Origin of the sequence: Streptomyces sp. NPDC058295, from assembly GCF_042880655.1 — a bacterium.
Classification (GTDB): Bacteria; Actinomycetota; Actinomycetes; order Streptomycetales; family Streptomycetaceae; genus Streptomyces; species Streptomyces coriariae.
Window position 1 is genome coordinate 107,178 of sequence record NZ_JBHVYO010000020.1, and the last position, 17,230, is coordinate 124,407.

Here is a 17,230-nt window from a genome sequence, read left to right on the forward strand (position 1 = left end):
ACCTGTCCGGTAGAAACAAGTAGGAGAACAGCAGTCATGGCAGCGCGAAATGGCTTCGAGGTATTGACGGAGCTGTTGCCTCCACGGCCGGGCAGCGGCCTGGCCGTGGACTGGGCAGCGGTCGAGGAAGCCTGGGGGCTTGAGTTTCCCTCCGACTACAAGAAGCTCATCGACCACTACGGCGATGTGCTCTTCGGGGACTATCTCGAGGTCATCCCCCCTTCCATCGTCACGCCCGCGACCTGCGACGAGCCCGGCGCGCCGCGTGGCGGCGTGGGTTTCATCACGGCGGACACGCGCGACACCTGGGCGGACACGGAACCCACTGGAATCGACGCCGAACCTGAGGAATTGGTGACATGGGGAGCCGCGTGCAGTACCGACCTCTTCTGCTGGCTTACCCGCGGCGAACCGGATAGGTGGCCCGTACTGGTCTTTAGTCACGGCGATGATGTCTGGACCCAGTACGACTTCGGGATGGTGGAGTTCCTGGTCCGTGTGCTGAATGCGCAACCGGGCGTCGAGTCGATGGAGGGGACGATGTTGTGGGGCGACAGGAATCCCTCGTATGTCAATTCCGCGGAACGTCGCCACGCACGGGGAAAATGAGCTTCTTCCAGCAACACGCCATGCGGGCGGTGGTGTTGGCAGGCGGCATCACCGGTCCGGGTGCCCACGGAAAGCAGACCGGATCCCCGGCTCCGGAGGCGAGCGCGGAGGCATGCTGGGCACTGTGTTTGTGGGCGTGCACCGCCCTTGAGGGCGCGCCTTTGAGGGGTACCGCCTTGGGTGATCTCGGCCGCCGCCAGGAGGGGCCCCGGCCGAGAGGGGTGCCGAAGGTTGGTGAGGATGCCGTTGGCGTTGATGCCAAACGCTGGTGGCGGAGCACGGGGAAGCCCTTCGTATCCACTGCGAGGTGTCTCTTCCGCCCGTTGATCATTTTCGCTGCATCGAATCCGCGAGTCGCTTTGCTCACCGTGGACGCGCCCTTGACCGACTGCGAGTCGACGATCAGCGTGACCGGGTAGGGGCATCGTCCCAGGCCAGTGCGGAGACGGCGGCGGAGCTGGTCACGGATATAGGCGATCACTCCGCGGCGGTTCCACCGCCAGAAAAACCCGTAAACCGTCTCCCACGGAGGGAAGCCGCAGGGCAGCGCCCTCCACTTCGCGCCGTTGTCGACGATGTAGCGGATGGCGTCGACGATCTGGCGCTGGGGCCACTTCTCGGGGTGTCCGCCGGTCTTGGTCTGGCAGGGCGGAGCGGGCAGGACATGGCATGGCACACCCACGCGCGGTGGCCCCGACCACTTCCGAGGGCAGCGTCCGCCCGCCGGTCAGGGCGGCAGTCGCGGCCCCGGAGGTACGTGATGGTTCACGAGAACCGTGCCGAGGCACGTGCCCACGCCTGTCCCCGCTCGCGGCAGGAGTGACAGTTGCGCGTGAGGCAACCGCCGGTGTGCGTGATGCCCATTATGTGATCTTTTGAAAGTTACCTCAGGGTATGGCGTGACTTCTCATGAGAGTGCAAGTAGAACCCGTCTCACTTCAGTGAGAGTGAGGAGCCGTGCATGAACGATGATTCCCCACGTGGGAGGCGCCTGATGGGTGTATCCCGTCGAAGATTCATCACTGGAACTGGTTCTCTTCTCGGATCGGCCGCGCTCGCCGGGCATGTGGTCCCGGCCCATGCCGCAACCACCGCCGCAGCCGCAGCCGCAGTGATCGAACCGGGTGCGCATGTGCCCGCCCTCGTCATCGGCACCGGATACGGCGGCTCGGTGGCCGCTCTGCGGCTGGCCCAGGCGGGCGTCGACGTCCATATGATCGAGATGGGCATGGCCTGGGACACCCCGGGGCCGGACGGCAAGATCTTCGCCAACACGACGAGCCCCGACTACCGGTCCTACTGGCTGCGCACCAGGACGAAGCAGCCACTCAGCAACTTCCTCGGCTTCCCCATCGACAAGGACGTCCCGCGCTACACCGGGGTCCTGGACGCCGAGGAGATGGGCGGCATCATCGTCTACCAGGGCCGGGGCGTCGGCGGCGGCTCACTGGTCAACGGCGGCATGGCGGTCACTCCCAGACGGGAGAACTTCGGCGCCGTCCTGCCATCGGTCAACGTCGACGAGATGTACAACGTCTACTACCCGCGCGCCAACGCGGGCCTCGGGGTCGGCACGGTCGACCCGGCGTGGTTCGAGACCGCCGCCTGCTACCAGTACGCGCGGGTCGGCCGTAAGCACGCCCAGCGTTCGGGATTCCCGTTCGTCTTCGTGCCCGACGTGTACGACTGGGACTACATGGAGCAGGAGGCCGCCGGGACCGTGCCCAAGTCCGCGCTCGCGGGCGAGATCCTCTATGGCAACAACTATGGCAAGAAGTCCTTGCAGCTGACCTACCTCGCCCGGGCGAAGGCGACCGGACGGGTCTCCATCTCACCACTGCACAAAGTCACTTCGGTCGTCCCGGCCGCAGGAGGCGGCTACACGGTCGTCATCGACCAGCTCGACACCGGCGGCAACGCCACCGCCACCAGAACCGTCACCGCGGACCGGGTGTTCTTCGCAGCCGGCAGTGTCGGCACCAGCAAGCTCCTGGTCAAGCTCAAGGCGACCGGCGCGCTGCCGAACCTCAACAGCGAGGTGGGCCAAGGCTGGGGCGACAACGGCAATGTGATGTGCGGCCGCGCCAACCACATGTGGGACCCCACCGGCGCCGTACAGTCGTCCATCCCGTGTTCCGGCATCGACAACTGGGCCGCGGGCGGTGCGTTCGCCGAGGTGGCCCCGCTGCCGACCGGCATCGAGACCTATGCCTCGTTCTATCTGTCGATCACCAAGAACCCCCACCGTGCCCAGTTCTCGTGGAACGCGGCGACGGGCAGGGTCGACCTCGACTGGCAGACCGCCTGGAAGCAGCCGTCCATCGATATGGCCAAGACGATCTTCGACAAGATCAACGCCAAGGAAGGGACGATCTACCGCACCGACCTCTTCGGCGCCTACAAGATCTGGGGCGACCATCTCACGTACCACCCCCTCGGCGGCGCCGTGCTCAACAAGGCGACGGACAACTACGGCCGCCTGCACGGGCATCCGGGTCTGTACGCCATCGACGGGTCGCTCGTCCCGGGCAACACCAGCGTCAATCCGTTCGTCACCATCACGGCACTCGCCGAACGGAACATCGAAGCGATCATCGCCGCGGACCTGTAGCGGGTGACCCGAGAGCGAGCCGTCCGGAAGTGAACGAACCCGGTGGGGAAGCGGACCCCGCAGGGAAGCGAGAAGGGCACACGTCGGGGCCGCACGGACGGGTCGCACGGACTCGCCGGGTGGCCCCGAACCGGCTCAGTGCCCCGGCAGCACACACATGGCGTCAAGTCCCAGCACACGGTTGAGCCGCCCGAACGCCAGCCACGAGCCGAGGCTCATGGTCAATTCCACGACCTCGGCCTGGCTGTAGTGCTCGGTCATCCGGTCCCAGAAGTCCTCGTCGAGGCCGTGGTGGTCCAGGGCGTAGCGCTCCGCGTACTCGGCGGCCAGGCGGGTGCGCTCGTCGAAGGCGTCCGTCGTGCGCCACTCGGCCACCGCGTCGGTGAACTCCTCCTCGACCTTGTGGCCGTCCCGCTCGGTCCGCCAGTCGAGGCAGAAGAGGCATCCGTTGATCTGGGCGATCCGCAGCCGAGCGGCCTCGAACTCGCGCAGACCCAGGGTCGTATGGGCGTAGACGGCCAGCGAGAAGTTCGCTGCGGCCGGTCCGATCTCGGGGACCATGTCGCCCCACACGTATTCGATCGGGTGCTTGCCTTCGGGGATGTCGACGTTCATCCGGAACTCCTTCGTGTTCGCCCCCGGCCTCGGCCTCGGCCGGCGAAAAGAGGCGGTCCTGGGTGTCGGCGGGGTGCCTGCCGGAGCGTCGGCGTCACTTCCAGCCGAGCCTTCCGGCCGCCGGGCGCAGCGGAACGTCGAGCGCGTCGTACAACCCGGGTTCCGCGTCCACCAGCCAGTCGATCGCACCGACGAGCCGAGCGACTGCGGTGGCGTTCCCACCCGCCGACCGGTTCTCGCCTTCGTCGGTCGCCTCGACGGTGATCTCGATGCGCGGGCGGCCTTCGATGATCACCCGGTGCGCTCCGTCGCCGTTGGGCGGCGACGGCCAGTCCGGGGCGCAGGACGGGTGGATCCGGGTGATGTGCTCGATGACCAGGCGAGGTTCGCCGTTAACGATGCCCTGCACCTCGAACCGTACGGCGCCCTGGGTGCCCGCCTCGAACTCACCCATGGTCCGGGTGCGCACTGTCGCCTCGAGCGCGCGGCGCTGCATGGTTTCGCGGATCTCGTCGAGTTCGACATCGAGGGCCCTGGCCATCAGCCGAATCTGCCCGCCCCACACCATGGTCGGGATCGACGGGGCGAGCATCAGCGGCTCGTAGTTCATCGGCAGCCCCATCCCGACCAGAGACCGCACCGACTCCTCCTGCTCGTACGTGGAGTAGTCGAAGATCTCCTGGCAGCGGACGGCGTCGACGACCGTACCCAGGCCGCTCATCAGCAGGGGCAGCACGTCATTGCCCCAGCCCGGGTCGACGCCGGATACGAACAGCGACCCTCCGCCGTCCGCTATCGCGGCGAGCATCGGGTCCCGGAACTCCGGCGGGGCGTTGCGCTGGTCGTAGAGCGGGTACAGCGCCGGAGTGACGACCACGGCGCCTGCCCGGATCGCGGCACCGATGTCTGCCAGCGCCTCGTCGGGCCGGATGTCGCCGGAAGCCGCATACACCACCGCCCGGGGGCCCGCCGCCAGCACGGCGTCGATGTCGTCGGACGCCGAGACACCCAGGCCCCGGCCGAGACCGCCGAGTTCACCCGCGTCGCGCCCGACCTTCTCAGGGCTGTGAACGAGCACCGCCGCGAGATCGAGCGCCGGATGCGCCTCGACCGCCCGGATCGCCGCACGGCCGACGTTGCCGGTACCCCAGACCACCGTCGAAATCATGCGCGGAGCGTAACCTGACGAGTCGTCAGTTTCCATACCCTTACGCCGGCCACCACGGCGTCCCACCGGGGCCCAGCCGGCTCAAGCATGATCGCGGGACCCCGACTCGAAGCGTGCCCGCCAAGTGGGCCGCGCCTGCCTGCTTCTTCGGGGTTCTGGCACACCTGCCGCAGGGGCAGTGGTCAGGAGTGCGGGGAATCGGCGTCGTCCCACTGCCACCCGGTTCGGGGAAACTGCTCCAAGAACGCGGAGAGGGCTGAGTGCGTCAACTGAGCGTCCTGGTTGATCATATTCGATGCGGCCGATGGCTGATCGGCTCGGGGTCGACTACCAGCGGTTGCAGCACTGGTGGTCAACCGCGTTGAACCGGCCTGACCCGCTGGTGGTCACGCCCCTGTCGGCCCCAAGAAACCAGACGCTGCGGGCGGTCTTGACGCCTGCCCTGCGGTGCGGTGCCATGGCCTTATCGAAGGAGGGGCCGTGGCACCCGATGGGTACAGTGACGCCGGGGACCGTGCTGGTGAGGGTGGCGGTGACCGGCCGGACAGCTCACCGGACCCGCACCGTCCGGGACCTGCGGACAGTTTCTGGGTGGGGGTGCTCGTCCTGATCGCGGTGGTACTCCTCCTGACCGTCCTCGTGGCCCACATGGACTGGAGTCCTGGAGACCCGACCAACAACATGCCGCCCTACAAGTGACACTTCCGCCGCCAGCGTGAGCCGATGGCCCGACGGTGCCGCCGCAGCTGCTGGCTGAGGAAGCGCAGGGCAGAGCTGCGCCGACGCCCGACGGGCAGACAAGCACGTGAAGCCTCTGGTGGACACGGTTCTCGTGGTCGAAAACCCATCGACCAGAGGCTTCACCACGTTGTCAGGTCAACCGCGCAGCTGCTGCGGCAAGTTGGAAAAGGCTCACTGCCTTCGACGCCGTAGCCAGATACCTGAAAGGCCAGATCGATCCCGACGGGGCGTACGACTCCGAATGGATGGCGTGAAACGGCCTGCTGACGCAGACTCAACAGGCGCTCCAGGACTTCACGGTCGCAGCGAAAGCGGCTGCGGGAGACACCGCGCCCGGGTCGGCGCCTGCGCAGATAGGTCCGTCACCAGCCGCGAACCCGGTGTGTGCTCTGGTTCAACGGAGAAGACCGCGGCCGGGCGCCGTTCGAGCACGTCGTGGCCGGTCGGCTTCTCCGTTGCGGGAGCACTGCTCATCTTCGCCGCCGTCCTGCTCATCGAGGGGGTGCTGCCCTACGACCCCATCCACTACGCACGGCGCCTGCTCGGCCAGTGCGTACCTCTTCCGGTTTTCGCGCTCCTGTGCGACGCCGGGTACGCCGACGGCAAGGCGTACTACGGCGGGCGGTCCCCGTCTGGCTGGGCGTCCTGATCGTCCTGCTGCTGTTCTTGGTGCTCGCCGTGTCGGTCTTCGGCTACGCGGCGTACGGCCGCCCCGGCCTGGACGGGATCCGGGTGGCCGGTGGCGGGGCCGCCCGGACAATCGCGGTGAGCGGACTGTCGATCGTGACCGTGTGCCTGCTGAGCGTCGTGACGATGATGAGCCTCGCCGGCACGGGCTGCTCCGTACCCGTCGGTGCCGTGGTCACCGTCCTGCTCTGCGGATTCTTCGCAGCCCTCGGCCTGTGCGTCTGGCTCTTTCCTACCCGCCCGGCCCGCCCCACAGCCCCTGTCCCGGCTCCCACGCGGGCACCCGTCGCCCAGATGATCGATTTCAAGGGGTTTGGTGGTCGTAGAGGTTCAGGGCTCGCATGACCGGTTGGTGGGTGCGATCGCACACCGCCCCCGCATCACCGCCCGATCGAGCCATCGATCTGCTCGCGCAGGATGTCCGCGTGACCGGCGTGCCGGGCGGTCTCCTCGATCATGTGGACCAGCACCCAGCGCATCGACGGCGGCGGGGTCTCGCGCAGCGAACGGGCGCCGGGACGATCCAGGTCGGTGCAGGCGAGAGCGACCTCGTTGGCCCGGGCGACCGCCTCGCGATAGGCGTCCGCCAAGTCCGAGGCGGTGTCGTCGGCGGACACCGCAGCCTCGTCCTCCCAGCTCTCGCGCTCGGCGCCGGCGTAGGCCCAGACGAACCAGTTGAGCTCGACGGCCGTCAGGTGCTTGAGCAGCTGGAGCAGGCTGGTCCCGGAAGGGACACCGGCCGTGCGGACCACAGGCTCCGGGACACCGGCCACCTTCGCGAGGACGGACTCGCGCAGGTAGTCCAGGAAGGTCAGCAAGGTGGTCTTCTCGTCGGCGTTCAGGCCAGGGGGTCGAAGATCCGGGCGGGGCTCCATAGTCGTCATGGTGGAACCGTAGGTGATCGATTCAATCCGGCAGTGGTCATATGCAGTCAGCGATCGCATGACGGGTTGGCCGGTGTGCTCGTTGTGCCAGATGCGGCAGTCAGCGCGAGGACTCGCTGGAGCACGTGGACGATCACACCGTTGGGGGTTCGGCCGCGGTGCCGTTCGAGGTCGAGCTGGCCCTTGAGGGTCTCGTTGATCGACTCGATGACCTGCCGCAGCGGCTTGAAAGGCTGCGATCCGGCCCGCTCGCCCTCGCCCTTGCGGGCTGGACGCAGCAGTTCGATGTTCAAGGCGGCCAGCAGCGTCTGACCGGGTGGCCGGTCGGTGACCAGCGTCGGTTCAGTGGCGAAGACTTCGAGGAGCGTCTCGCGTTCGTCGGCCTTCGCCCCGGTCAGCGCGAACGCGATCGGTGCCCCGACTCCGACACAGCCGATCACCGCAACACCTTAGGCCGGAGCTATTCACCGAAATGCCGCCTCAGATGCCGTTGAACGAACCGGTCACCCCTGCGCAGCAGGAACTCGCGGCCCACCGCCGTGCGTCCGAGGACGTGGTATCGCAGGATGTTGGCGACCAGCAAAGGCGGCACGGCCCAGGGCCAGGCCTTGGGCAGTCGCAGGTCCTGCATGCCCCGGCGGCCGAGGAAGTAGCGCAGCATGCTGAGCAGGCGCGCTCGCGCGTAGGCGCGGCGCAGTCGGGCGAAGTGGGCGAAGTGCAAGGCAGCCTGGGCGTCCACTATCGCGTTGGCCAACGGGGGCCCGGCCGAACTGCCGTAGCTCTGGGTGATCAGCAGGTGGTAGTTGAAATGATGCTGGCGACGCTCGCTGTCGAACAACCAGTCCTCGTTCACGCCGATCAGCCATCCGACGTACTTCCACAAGTGCATCAGCGCTCGGGACTCGGCGCGGGTGACACGCACCCCGAGCAGCCGGACTCCCAGCAGTTGGATCGCGTTGAACAAGCCGAGGGTGGCGGCCATGTCGGACTGATTGACCGGCAGTCCCCAACGGTCTGTGTCCCATCGCCCGCTGCTCTCCACCTGATGGTTGACCAGGGCGTGCATGAGGCGGACGTGCACCGTGAGGCGAAAGCCCTCGCCGTCGCGCCGCATCGCGTCATGGCCGTTGATCACGGTCGCCCACTGCTGGGTCTCGGCGAGCCTGCGCAGAGTGGAGTCGCCTGTCAGGCCGCCGGTTTCGACCAGCAGATCCGCCGGCCCGCCGAAACGATAGGAGCCGATCAGCGCCAACTGCTGCAATACGTCGGCGGAGTTGCGGCCGAACCGCCTTGCCACCCGGCCGCCCTTGTTGACCAGGTCGAAGTCCACCCAGTCCGGCACCGTGCCCACCGCGGCGAGGAAGTCCCGTAAAGGCCTTGGCGCGTCGGGCACGGCGTCGATCCCCTCGACGAGCGCGCGCCGGAACTGCTTCATCGTCACCCGGTCCGGATGCGTTGTGTCGGTGATCCGCACGGCGTTCGCCAGTGCCGCTCCGACCTCATCTCGCGTTGTCAGCCGCTCGCCGATGGTGCGCAGCAGCACAGGATCCAGGGCGCCCTGGCGCAGCAGCAGTCGCAGGGGTATGCCCAGGCGGCGGTTGATGGGCTCGGTCTCGCGAAAGCGTCGCGGATACGGGAACGGAGGTGTCGACCACTCACTCGGCCCTACCGGGGCCTCACGACGCGATGGGTTCTGTGCGACCATGTGCCGATGGTGACTGCCATTCAAACTCGCGTTCAATTCGCGTTGTGAACGCCATGCCACAGCCCCGACGCGCTGCGCGGAACACCTCGGCCGCTCGCATTTCACCTCGCAGAACACCACGCCAGGAACGATCTCGGGCGATGGTGGAGCGCATCCTCGACGCCGGCTGGCAGGCTCTGGCCGAGTACGGGTACGAGGATGCGTCGACCAACCGGATCGCGGCAGTGGCCGGGATCAGCCCTGGCTCGCTGTACCAGTACTTTCCCCACAAGGACGCCATCGTCTCCGCCGTGCTCGAGCGCTACGGCGACGCCCTTGCCTCCCGTGTCACCGCCCATCTGTCCGGCCAGTTCGACCAGCCCGCGCCCGTGATCGTGCGGACCACGTTTGCCGCGCTGTTCGACGGGCTCGACATCGAGCCGGCGATTCTGCGCGCCGCGGTCGAGCACGGCCCTCGGCTGGATGACGGCCGCGCGCTGCGCGCCTTCGAACAGCGCATCGGTGAACTGATCCTCCTCTACCTGACGACACACCGTGCGAACCTGCTTCCTGACATCCCCCTGGATGCGGCGGTGTGGATGCTGGTGCGCACGGTTGAGCACCTGACCGTGCGCTATGTGCTCGACCGGCCACCGATCCCGCGCGAGCAGTTCCTCGACGAACTCACCCGGCTCGCCCTCAACTACCTCAGGTCGTCACCGTAATACGAGCCGGAGCCGAGCCGTTTCCATCGCCCAACACCGGCTGGGTCACATGTCGGCGGCGCCCCGATCCTTCGCTGGACTTCGACGCCTTTGCGGCGGTGCGTACGCTTCCAGCAGGGTTGGGACATGAAGGTCGGGCATGGGACCGGAGCGGAACCGTGACATCACGCTGATGTGCGCTGACGGAGTTGACCATTTCCGACCCTGCTGTCCCACCTGGACCTCGTACGCCCTGGTCACTCCCGAGGGCACCGCACTGGTCCGCCTCGAGTTCGTCGGTGACGTCCAGTCGATCATGACCGGCGCGGCATGGAGCGAGACCGTAGGGGGGGCTGAAGCAGGGGCGCCGAGGAGGGCGGTCCTCGGCGCCCCACCCCCTCAGCGGGTGACGCGGATCCGCGTCACCTGGTCTTCACCGGCCGCCCCGGCACCGGACTTGTCCACCACGTACGCGGAACCGTCCGCCACCTCCACATGGTTGGGGTTGGCCCCGGGGGCCACCATCTCCTCGACTACCCCCTTGCGCGGGTCGACGACGGTGACGTTCGCGGCGGTGCGGTTGACCACCAGGACGTCACCGGAGCGCTCGTCCGTGGCCACCGACAGGGCGCCCTCCCCGGTGGCCACGGACTTCTCCACGACCCCCTTGCGGTGCTCGCCTCCAGCCAGGGCATCGACGCCGGGAAGAAGATCGTCGGTCGGAAGCGGAGCATCGTCACCGACAGGATGGGCCTTCTCCTTGCCGTGCTGGTCACCGCGGCGGGCGGGCAGGACTCCGTCGCCGGCACCCAGCTCCTGGACCAGGTCGCCACCGAACATCCCCGCGTCCGCCAGGTATGGGTCGACGGCGGCTACCGCCAGTACCTCGTCGAGGACGCAGCTACCCTCGGCATCGACATGGAAATCACTCAACGCAAGCCCGGGATCAGGGGGTTCACCCCGATCCCGAAGCGGTGGGTGGTCGAGCGGGCCTACGGCTGGCTCATGCTCCACCGCCGCCTGGCCCGCGACTACGAAACCCGGCCCGCCCGCTCCGAAGCCATGATCTATATCGCGATGGCAGACCTCATGGCCCGCCGCCTCACCTGCGAGAACACCATCTCCTGGCGCGACCCGGCACCGCAGACCAAACAGCAGATTCCGGGATGAAACAACGGAAGAAAACGACCTCTCACCGTGCACTCGCACGGTCGGGACGAGATCCTCGGCACCGCCTACAGCGATCACGACCTGGTGGTGTTCCTCGAAGCCGCGGGCGTCGACGATCCCGAGGGCGTGCTGGACGATCCACGCTGGGTGGAATGGCGTGGAGGCGGACCACACGAGTGGAGGGCGCCCTGAAAAGCTGCGTCAGAACCGATGATTTGTGACGTTTTGTGGCTGGTGCTGGCTGGTGGGTCCGGGCAGCTCACACTGCGGCAAGTGGACCGCTTCTACGCTGGACCGAGCCGCTTGGCACCCTCACCCAGGCCCGGGCAAATCCGTCGGCTGACCTCTTCCCGGACGATGGGAGGCGATGCCGGCTTGTCCGGACGGCCTTCCGCTATTGCGGTGCGATGGCTTTGAGCCAGTCCTCGGCGGTGAGGACGTCCGCCCACTGCGGAAACAGCTTTTCGGTGAGCATCGTGTGTACCTCGGGGTCGGTGTCGAGGCAGGCGTCCGCCAGGACGGTGAGGCCGAAGTCCAGGTCGAGGGCGTGCCACAGGGTGGACAGCACTACAGCGCTGGTGGCGATGCCGGTGAGAACAAGGCTGTCGATATCGCGAGCCCTGAGTACCAAGTCGAGGTCGCTGCCCGAGAACGCGCTCCCTCGTCTCTTGGTCACCACGACGTCGCCCTGCTGGGGGGCGACGTCGTCATGGATCTCGGTGCCAGGGGCGCCCTCGGTGAACAGGCCGGCCCGCACGACGTTTGCCATCACCCTGTTGCGAGGGCTGACTTCTGGATCGCCCGGCCGTAAACCCATCACCACGTAGATCACGGGGATGCCTGCAGCCCGGGCACCGTCGATCGCGCTGCGCAAGCGGGGCAGATATCCGGAACCGTCGTCGGCGATGGCCACAACGTCCCGTTGGACGTCCATCACCAGAAGTGCACTGTTTGCCATGCTCGCCGTCCCTTCTCCATGGAAGAACCGGAGCAAGTCTGGTGGATCAACCGAGCCGTGGTCGGGGGTTCCGCAGATCCTCATCAGCGTCGCGCCGCAGTGCGCCCATGAGCCGGTGTCAGTTCTTGTCCTGCAGGACAACGTAGGTGGTGTCCAAACCCGGTGATAAGCGGTGTCGCCCGTCAGATACGGAGCCATTGAGGTTTTCTCGGCGAAAGTCGTCGCGAGCCGATGGAGCCCACGCGTCGGTTGCTGATCGGGGGCCCCGCGGGACTCCTGGCGCTGGGCCCGTTTTGGCGGGCGGTGCCCGGTGCTGCGCGGTTCCGCGAGCGTGACTCCGTGATCAGGGTGGACGGCAAGGAACGTCAAGTGTGCCACCTCAACCGGCCAGTTCGGGCACCTGCGTGACCTCGGCTGTGGGCGAGCCCCTGCGGCTACTCGCCTACTCGCCAGGCGCGGTGCTCGTGGGGGGACCGGCGAGCTGGGCGTCGAGACCGTCGAGGAGGGCTTGGAGGCCGAAGGCGAAGGTGTCGTCCGGAGCCGCGGCGTAGGCGGCGGCGGGGGTTTCGAGGCGGGCGCGCAGCCGGGGGAATTGCGCTGCGATCTCGCGGGCTTCGGCCATGCTGTCGCGCATCAGCTGCTCGGCGTTGGCGTCGCCGCTGAGCTTTCTTGAGAGCGAGGCCGCGGCGGCGGGGCCGAGGGCGTTGCCGAGCACGAAGGTGAAGACGGTGGCCGCCGCCTGGTCGGCGAGCGTGCCGGTGAGTCCGGCAGCCTCGTAGACGGCGAGCATGTGGTCGTCGTAGCGGGCTTTGCCGGGGCCGAACATCAAGAAGGAGCCGAAAGCCTGCACCAGCCAGGGGTGGCGGGTGAGCATCGCATGCAGGCCATCGGCCATCGCGGTGGCTGCCGTCCGCCAGCCGGTGGCGGCCAGGTCGGGCAGCGCGATCTCGCTCCATGCCTGATCGGCGGCGAGGGTGATGAGATTGTCCTTGCTGCCCACGTGCCAGTAGACCGCGGTGGCCGCGGAGCCCAGCCGCTTGCCCAGGGCGCGCATGTTGAAGCCTTCCAGACCTTCGGCGTCCAGCAGCTCGACGGCGGCCTGGACGATCTGTTCGCGGGTCAGCGTGTCGCGGGGCATGTGGCAACGGTAGGGCATCGGACCGCGACTTGCACAAAGTTCAAACATCACTTGCACACTGTGCAAGTCCTGCTCTACCTTCGACTTGAACGTCGTGCAAGTCATTCTGTTGACGGGACTGGAAGAAGAGGGGGAAAAGAAATGTCACAGGAGCCGCTGGCCGCCTTCGTCGAGGCGAAGGCCACGGAGTTCGGCATCCCCGGCGTTGCCGTCGGGGTGTGGGTGGACGGCCGGGAGGTCTTCGCGTGTCACGGGGTGACGAACCTGGAGAACCCGCTGCCGGTCACCCAGGACACCCTGTTCCGGCTGGGTTCGGTCACCAAGACCTACACGGCGACCGCGCTGATGCGCCTGGTTGAGGCCGGCCAGGTTGAGCTGGACGCGCCGGTGCGCCGATACGTTCCGGAATTCGCGCTCCCGGACGAGGAGGCCGCGGCTCGGATCACCGTGAGCAACCTGCTCAACCACACCGCGGGGCTGGACGTCAGAACGGCATTCGACACCGGCGACGGCGACGACGCGCTGGCCGCCCATGTGGCGCAGCTCGCCGAGATTCCGCTGATCGCGCCGGTCGGCGCCCGCGCATCTTACAGCCAGCTCGGCTACAACCTGGCCGGACGGATCGTGGAGAAGGTCACCGGTCTGACGTACGAGCGCGCCGCCTCCTCGCTGCTCTTCGAACCGCTCGGGATGACCCACAGCTTCTTCGCCGGCGACGAGGTGATGACCCGGCGGTTCGCCGTCGGGCACAACGTCGGCGAGGACGGCACCCTGGCCGTCGCGCGGCGGTGGAAGGACTCCCGTGCCAACAACCCCGGCGGGGGCATCGTCTCCTCGGTCGCGGACCAGCTCCGGTGGGCCCGGTTCCACCTCGGCGACGGTTGCTCGCAAAGCGGTGTCCGGGTGATGTCCGCCCAGACTCTGCACCGGATGGCCGAACCGACGGTCGCGCTGCGCTCCAGCTCGATGGGCGACGCCGTCGGCATCGGCTGGTTCCTGCGCCACGTGGACGGCGTTCGCACCGTCGGGCACGGCGGGTCGGCGAACGGTCAGTTCGCCGAGTTGCTCACGGTGCCCGAACGGGGCTTCGCCGTCGCTGTGGCCTCCAACGCCGGTCCGGACAGCGGGCCGGCCTGCAACCAGGCCATCGTCCGCTGGGCACTCGAGCACTACCTGGGGGTGGCCGACCGGGACCCCGAGCCGCTCCCCTACGACCCCGCGCGGATCCGCGAGTTCGCCGGCAGCTACGAGATCGACATCATGACGCTCACCATCAGCGCAGAGGAGGCCGGACCCAAGATCGCAGTGCGCATCAAGCCGGAGGTCCGGGCGTCCGCGGGCACCGAGCTGCCGCCGGACCTGCCGTCGGCCGACTTCGGGCTGCTGCCTGGCGGGGCCGACGACTACATCGTCACCAACGGCGGCCTGACGGGGCAGCGCGGCTTCTTCACCCGCGACGAGACGGGCACGGTCGTGGGAGTCGACCTCGCCGGCCGGCTGTTCCAGCGCGTCCATGCGACCTGACCAGTGTGCCGCGTGCCGCAGAGCCCTGTCTGACGCGAATGGTCAGGCAGGGCCCTCGCCTCAACCTACGAATTGTGGGCGGGTCACGGTGACGGCACGCCGTTGTGGGTCTCCGACGTCGAGCCGGGCTCCACCCCCGACTTGAGGCGGGCAACGCCGAGCTAGACCGGGGTGCGGGTCGGGGCCGACGCCCGGTGCGCGGTCTGCTGGGTGGGGGTGAGGCCGCAGTGCGGTGGCTACCCCGAAAGCTCAATGTGCCGTAGCTCGCGGGCCGGTCAGTATTCTCCGCCTTCACCTCCGAGGGCCCGTAAGCGCCGGTTGACCCTCCCCTTACGTCAGGCTTGAGGCTGTGTACCGACGAAAGGGCAGGTGGATGAGCTACTCCGTGGGGCAGGTCTCGTCCTTCGCCGGGGTGACGGTGCGGACACTGCATCACTACGACAAGGCGGGGCTGCTCTCGCCCAGTGACCGCAGCCACGCCGGATACCGGCTCTACAGTGAGGCGGACCTGGTCCGTCTCCAGCAGATCCTCTTCTACCGTGAGCTCGGTTTCCCTCTCGACGAGATCGCCGCGATCTTCAAGGATCCGCAGGTGAACCCCTTGGAGCGGCTCCGGGCACGGCAGCGGCAACTGAGTGAGGAGATCGTCAGGCTGCAGCGGCTGGTCGAGGTGTCGGAACGGGCGATAGAGGTCCAGAAGACCGGAGTGTCCCTGACTCCTCAGGAACGCTTCGAGGTCTTCGGTGAGATCACCTTCGACCTGAGCTATGCCACCGAGGCAGAACTGAAGTGGGCGCACTCGGAGGGACAGCGCGAGGCGATGGCGCGCGCGGCTGCTCACACCAAAGAGGATTGGCGCCAGCTCATGGGCGAGGCCGCCGCCTGGCGCGCGGACCTGCTGGCGGCCTTCGACGAGGGGGAGCTGAGCAACGGAGAGCGGGCCATGGACCTCGCCGAGGAGCACCGCTTGCACATCTCGCGATGGTTCACCTCCTGCCCGCCCGACATGCACCGGCGCATCGCGGACGACTTCGTCGCCGACCCGCGCGCATTCGCTCTGGTCATACCGGCGTCACAGCAACGCCCGGGCCTGGCCGCCTATACGCGCAAGGCGGTGCACGCCAACGCGGCCCGCTACGCAGGTGGCCGTACCGATTCCGAGGAGGACCAATGAGGATCCTGATCGCCGCGGCCGGATCGCGCGGCGACGTCGCGCCCTACACGGGTCTGGGCGTCGAACTGTGCCGGGTCGGATACGACGTTGCGCTCGCCACCACAGACACCTTCGCACCCCTCGTACGCGGCGCAGGGCTTGAATTTCGCAGCCTTCCCGCCGACACACGGGTGCGTGGCAGCGTCACAGACAAACATGAACTTATGCGCTCCGCTGCCGCATTCATCACCGAACTGGGTCAGGGCTTCGCCGACGTGATGGACGATGGCACGGACCTGCTCCTGCTGTCGACCACCACGGCTCCGCTCGGCTGGCACCTCACCGAGGCCACGGGCACACCGAGCCTCGGCGTGTACCTCCAACCCACCGCACCGACCGGCGACTTCCCGCCCGTCGTCACAGGCTCCCGCTCACTGGGCCGTCTCGCCAACCGAGCAACCGGACGCTTCGCACTGCGGATGGCCGACCGCGTCTACGAACAGGCTGTCGCAAAGCTGCGCCACCGCCTCCAGCTGCCTCCGGCCTCACCTTCCGAGATGCGTCGACGACAGGAACAGGCGAATTGGCCCATCTTGCACGGCTTCAGCACCGCCCTGGTGCCCCGTCCCTCCGACTGGCGCTCCGGCCTGGAGGTCGTGGGTAACTGGTGGCCCCATCACGATGCGGCCGAACGGCTGCCTGCTGATCTGGAGGACTTCCTGCGTGCCGGACCCCGGCCGGTCCTCATCGGCTTCGGGAGCATGGCATCCGGCGACGGGGAACGGCTGAGCGAGATCGCTGTGCGAGCCCTGCGTCGCGCCGGGCTGCGCGGCATCCTCCAAGCCGGCAGTGCCGGGCTCGCCGCCGACGGGGACGACGTGCTCACCATCGGGGACGTACCGCACGCCTTGCTGTTTCCACGGCTGGCTGCGGTGGTCCACCATGGCGGGGCCGGCACCTCGGCCGCCGCGTTGCGCGCTGGAGTGCCCGCGGTCACCGTACCGGTGACCGCGGACCAGCCGTTCTGGGCGGGGCGGCTTGCAGCCATCGGCGCCGCCGCCGACCCGATCCCCTTCCGATCCCTCACCGCCGAACGGCTTGCCGACTCACTTCACCAAGTTGTGAAGCAGCAGGCACACAGTCGAGCCGCCGCAAAGGCGGCGCAACATCTGGTGACCGAGAACGGAGCGGTTCAGGCGCTCAAGACCATTCAGCAGCTGACTGGTGGATGACGCCAACCGTTCCTCGTCCTCGTCACGGGGCTTCTTCAGTCTGGGCACCGATCGGGTGACGGCTTAGGGGGCGTAACGGGCGAGGCCCCTTGGGTTGTTGAGGGTAGGACGTGTGGCGTCCGGCACCCCACGCACGTCCTGGCGAGTCCTTGTGGCAGAACGGCGGGTCTTCGGCGCTGGCGCCTGTACCGTTGTTTGCCCACCAGTAGTCAGGATCGGCCAGGCCGGTGCGTAGTTCGCGGGCTGGGATGTCGTCCGCGTTCTCCAGGGCGCTTGTGTCGTGGCCTCATGCCTGGAGCGTGTCCAGGACGCGGTCGCGCTTGTTGGAGGGCCCCGAGTGGGACGCCGTGTG

General features: G+C 67.8%; 16 protein-coding genes and 3 pseudogenes. 10 read left to right on the forward strand and 9 right to left on the reverse strand.

Annotated features, from left to right (window positions below; genetic code table 11):
* The first annotated feature begins 36 nt into the window (after window positions 1-36).
* Window positions 37-609, forward strand: coding sequence for an SMI1/KNR4 family protein (locus ACFVYS_RS22520; protein ID WP_389504538.1), 573 nt, complete (start codon window positions 37-39; stop codon window positions 607-609).
* 274 nt (window positions 610-883) lie between these two features.
* On the opposite strand, the pseudogene ACFVYS_RS22525 reads toward ACFVYS_RS22520, so the two are convergent.
* Window positions 884-1,291: pseudogene (locus tag ACFVYS_RS22525) on the reverse strand (transposase); the annotation flags it as partial.
* A gap of 279 nt (window positions 1,292-1,570) precedes the next feature.
* Between ACFVYS_RS22525 and ACFVYS_RS22530 the strand changes: the two are divergent.
* Window positions 1,571-3,220 carry a GMC oxidoreductase gene (locus ACFVYS_RS22530; protein WP_389504540.1) on the forward strand — a complete coding sequence of 550 codons (1,650 nt, stop codon included), beginning with the start codon at window positions 1,571-1,573 and terminating at the stop codon, window positions 3,218-3,220.
* Between the two features lie 135 nt (window positions 3,221-3,355).
* Here the strand turns inward: ACFVYS_RS22530 and ACFVYS_RS22535 are convergent, their stop codons facing one another.
* Entirely contained in the window at window positions 3,356-3,835 is a 480-nt protein-coding gene (locus ACFVYS_RS22535; protein ID WP_389504542.1) for a carboxymuconolactone decarboxylase family protein, read from the reverse strand.
* Between the two features lie 94 nt (window positions 3,836-3,929).
* Entirely contained in the window at window positions 3,930-5,003 is a 1,074-nt protein-coding gene (locus ACFVYS_RS22540; protein WP_389504544.1) for a dihydrodipicolinate reductase, read from the reverse strand.
* Between the two features lie 1,123 nt (window positions 5,004-6,126).
* Between ACFVYS_RS22540 and ACFVYS_RS22545 the strand changes: the two genes are divergently transcribed.
* Window positions 6,127-6,393, forward strand: a complete 267-nt coding sequence (locus ACFVYS_RS22545) for a hypothetical protein (RefSeq protein WP_389504546.1) — start codon at window positions 6,127-6,129, stop codon at window positions 6,391-6,393.
* Entirely contained in the window at window positions 6,324-6,776 is a 453-nt protein-coding gene (locus ACFVYS_RS22550) for a hypothetical protein (protein ID WP_389504548.1), read from the forward strand. Before ACFVYS_RS22545 ends, ACFVYS_RS22550 begins: the two co-directional genes overlap by 70 nt.
* Before the next feature lie 35 nt (window positions 6,777-6,811).
* On the opposite strand, the gene ACFVYS_RS22555 is transcribed toward ACFVYS_RS22550, so the two are convergent.
* The 3 genes and pseudogenes from ACFVYS_RS22555 to ACFVYS_RS22565 form a co-directional block, all read right to left on the reverse strand.
* The gene (locus ACFVYS_RS22555; protein ID WP_389504634.1) at window positions 6,812-7,306 is read right to left on the reverse strand and encodes a DinB family protein; all 495 of its coding nucleotides are present in this window, start codon (window positions 7,304-7,306) and stop codon (window positions 6,812-6,814) included.
* Window positions 7,307-7,348: 42 nt separating this feature from the next.
* Window positions 7,349-7,746 (reverse strand): annotated as a pseudogene (locus ACFVYS_RS22560) (IS982 family transposase); the annotation flags it as partial.
* Between the two features lie 29 nt (window positions 7,747-7,775).
* Entirely contained in the window at window positions 7,776-9,020 is a 1,245-nt protein-coding gene (locus ACFVYS_RS22565; RefSeq protein ID WP_389504550.1) for an oxygenase MpaB family protein, read from the reverse strand.
* A 140-nt stretch (window positions 9,021-9,160) separates the two neighbouring features.
* On the opposite strand from ACFVYS_RS22565, the gene ACFVYS_RS22570 reads away from it, so the two are divergent.
* On the forward strand, window positions 9,161-9,724 hold the full coding sequence (locus ACFVYS_RS22570) for a TetR/AcrR family transcriptional regulator (RefSeq protein ID WP_389504552.1): 564 nt from the start codon (window positions 9,161-9,163) through the stop codon (window positions 9,722-9,724).
* 378 nt (window positions 9,725-10,102) lie between these two features.
* Here ACFVYS_RS22570 and ACFVYS_RS22575 read toward each other — a convergent pair whose 3' ends face one another.
* A complete protein-coding gene (locus tag ACFVYS_RS22575) occupies window positions 10,103-10,363 on the reverse strand; it encodes a hypothetical protein (protein WP_389504636.1) in 261 nt (86 codons plus the stop codon).
* A 9-nt stretch (window positions 10,364-10,372) separates the two neighbouring features.
* Between ACFVYS_RS22575 and ACFVYS_RS22580 the strand changes: the two are divergent.
* Window positions 10,373-10,873 (forward strand): annotated as a pseudogene (locus tag ACFVYS_RS22580) (transposase); the annotation flags it as partial.
* Window positions 10,874-10,900: 27 nt separating this feature from the next.
* Window positions 10,901-11,065 carry a hypothetical protein gene (locus ACFVYS_RS22585; RefSeq protein ID WP_389504554.1) on the forward strand — a complete coding sequence of 55 codons (165 nt, stop codon included), beginning with the start codon at window positions 10,901-10,903 and terminating at the stop codon, window positions 11,063-11,065.
* A gap of 202 nt (window positions 11,066-11,267) precedes the next feature.
* Here ACFVYS_RS22585 and ACFVYS_RS22590 read toward each other — a convergent pair whose 3' ends face one another.
* Together ACFVYS_RS22590 and ACFVYS_RS22595 are read right to left on the reverse strand one after the other, a co-directional pair.
* Entirely contained in the window at window positions 11,268-11,831 is a 564-nt protein-coding gene (locus ACFVYS_RS22590) for a cysteine hydrolase family protein (RefSeq protein WP_389504556.1), read from the reverse strand.
* Window positions 11,832-12,273: 442 nt separating this feature from the next.
* Entirely contained in the window at window positions 12,274-12,969 is a 696-nt protein-coding gene (locus ACFVYS_RS22595; protein WP_389504558.1) for a TetR/AcrR family transcriptional regulator, read from the reverse strand.
* A 141-nt stretch (window positions 12,970-13,110) separates the two neighbouring features.
* Between ACFVYS_RS22595 and ACFVYS_RS22600 the strand changes: the two genes are divergently transcribed.
* From ACFVYS_RS22600 to ACFVYS_RS22610, 3 genes are all read left to right on the forward strand, one after another.
* Window positions 13,111-14,493 (forward strand): serine hydrolase domain-containing protein, encoded by a 1,383-nt coding sequence (locus tag ACFVYS_RS22600; protein ID WP_389504560.1) that lies wholly within the window; start codon window positions 13,111-13,113, stop codon window positions 14,491-14,493.
* A gap of 373 nt (window positions 14,494-14,866) precedes the next feature.
* Window positions 14,867-15,667: a MerR family transcriptional regulator gene (locus ACFVYS_RS22605; RefSeq protein WP_389504562.1), complete on the forward strand. Its 801-nt coding sequence runs from the start codon at window positions 14,867-14,869 to the stop codon at window positions 15,665-15,667.
* Entirely contained in the window at window positions 15,664-16,878 is a 1,215-nt protein-coding gene (locus ACFVYS_RS22610) for a glycosyltransferase (RefSeq protein WP_389504564.1), read from the forward strand. The genes ACFVYS_RS22605 and ACFVYS_RS22610 overlap by 4 nt, the downstream gene beginning before the upstream one ends.
* Window positions 16,879-17,230: the final 352 nt, after the last annotated feature.

What these genes read in the sequence shown, in the direction of transcription:
- ACFVYS_RS22610 (WP_389504564.1), top strand. Translation starts at nt 15,664, where the DNA reads ATGAGGATCCTGATCGCCGCGGCCGGATCGCGCGGCGACGTCGCGCCC.
- ACFVYS_RS22535 (WP_389504542.1), bottom strand. Translation starts at nt 3,835, where the DNA reads ATGAACGTCGACATCCCCGAAGGCAAGCACCCGATCGAATACGTGTGG.
- ACFVYS_RS22520 (WP_389504538.1), top strand. Translation starts at nt 37, where the DNA reads ATGGCAGCGCGAAATGGCTTCGAGGTATTGACGGAGCTGTTGCCTCCA.
- ACFVYS_RS22590 (WP_389504556.1), bottom strand. Translation starts at nt 11,831, where the DNA reads ATGGCAAACAGTGCACTTCTGGTGATGGACGTCCAACGGGACGTTGTG.
- ACFVYS_RS22605 (WP_389504562.1), top strand. Translation starts at nt 14,867, where the DNA reads ATGAGCTACTCCGTGGGGCAGGTCTCGTCCTTCGCCGGGGTGACGGTG.
- ACFVYS_RS22530 (WP_389504540.1), top strand. Translation starts at nt 1,571, where the DNA reads ATGAACGATGATTCCCCACGTGGGAGGCGCCTGATGGGTGTATCCCGT.
- ACFVYS_RS22540 (WP_389504544.1), bottom strand. Translation starts at nt 5,003, where the DNA reads ATGATTTCGACGGTGGTCTGGGGTACCGGCAACGTCGGCCGTGCGGCG.
- ACFVYS_RS22570 (WP_389504552.1), top strand. Translation starts at nt 9,161, where the DNA reads ATGGTGGAGCGCATCCTCGACGCCGGCTGGCAGGCTCTGGCCGAGTAC.
- ACFVYS_RS22600 (WP_389504560.1), top strand. Translation starts at nt 13,111, where the DNA reads ATGTCACAGGAGCCGCTGGCCGCCTTCGTCGAGGCGAAGGCCACGGAG.
- ACFVYS_RS22595 (WP_389504558.1), bottom strand. Translation starts at nt 12,969, where the DNA reads ATGCCCCGCGACACGCTGACCCGCGAACAGATCGTCCAGGCCGCCGTC.
- ACFVYS_RS22555 (WP_389504634.1), bottom strand. Translation starts at nt 7,306, where the DNA reads ATGGAGCCCCGCCCGGATCTTCGACCCCCTGGCCTGAACGCCGACGAG.
- ACFVYS_RS22565 (WP_389504550.1), bottom strand. Translation starts at nt 9,020, where the DNA reads ATGGTCGCACAGAACCCATCGCGTCGTGAGGCCCCGGTAGGGCCGAGT.